A 788-nucleotide genomic window follows, 5' to 3' on the forward strand; every position below is an offset into this window, starting at 1 on the left:
CCGTCGTCGTACCGCTGGAGCTCGACCGGCGCGCTGGCGAGCCCGAAGTCGGGCTGGGCCTCGCTCAAGGACTTCACCAACGTCGTCTACAACGGCAAGCACCTCGTCTACGCGACGACGCACGACACCGGGTCGAGCTGGGGCTCGATGGCCTTCAGCCCCTTCACGAACTGGTCCGACATGGCCTCGGCCACCCAGACCAAGATGAACTCCGGCACGGTCGCGCCGACGCTGTTCTACTTCGCGCCCAAGAACATCTGGGTGCTCGCCTACCAGTGGGGCGGGACCGCCTTCTCCTACCGCACCTCCAGCGACCCGACCAACCCCAACGGCTGGTCCGGGGCGCAGACCCTGTCCACCGCGAGCATCTCCGGCTCCGGCACCGGCCCGATCGACCAGACGCTCATCGGCGACGGCCAGAACATGTACCTGTTCTTCGCCGGGGACAACGGCAAGATCTACCGGCAGAGCATGCCCATCGGCAACTTCCCGGGCAGCTTCGGCTCGAACTACACGCAGATCATGAGCGACTCCACGAACAACCTGTTCGAGGGGGTCGAGGTCTACAAGCTCCAGGGCCAGACCAAGTACCTCATGCTCGTGGAGTCGATCGGCTCGCAGGGCCGCTACTTCCGCTCGTACACGGCCAACAGCCTGGACGGATCGTGGTCGGCGAACGCCACGAGCGAGAGCAACCCCTTCGCCGGCAAGGCCAACAGCGGCGCCACCTGGACCAACGACATCAGCCACGGTGACCTGGTCCGCAACAACCCCGACCAGACCAAGAC

At 65.6% G+C, this 788-nt stretch carries 1 protein-coding gene; it reads left to right on the plus strand.

The annotated features are described in order from the left end of the window. Positions 1-788, plus strand: a 788-nt coding sequence (locus FLX07_RS35855; RefSeq protein WP_263407727.1) for a non-reducing end alpha-L-arabinofuranosidase family hydrolase, incomplete at both ends; no start/stop codon positions are given.

The sequence above is a fragment of the Microbispora bryophytorum genome (assembly GCF_006874465.1).
GTDB lineage: Bacteria > Actinomycetota > Actinomycetes > Streptosporangiales > Streptosporangiaceae > Microbispora > Microbispora bryophytorum.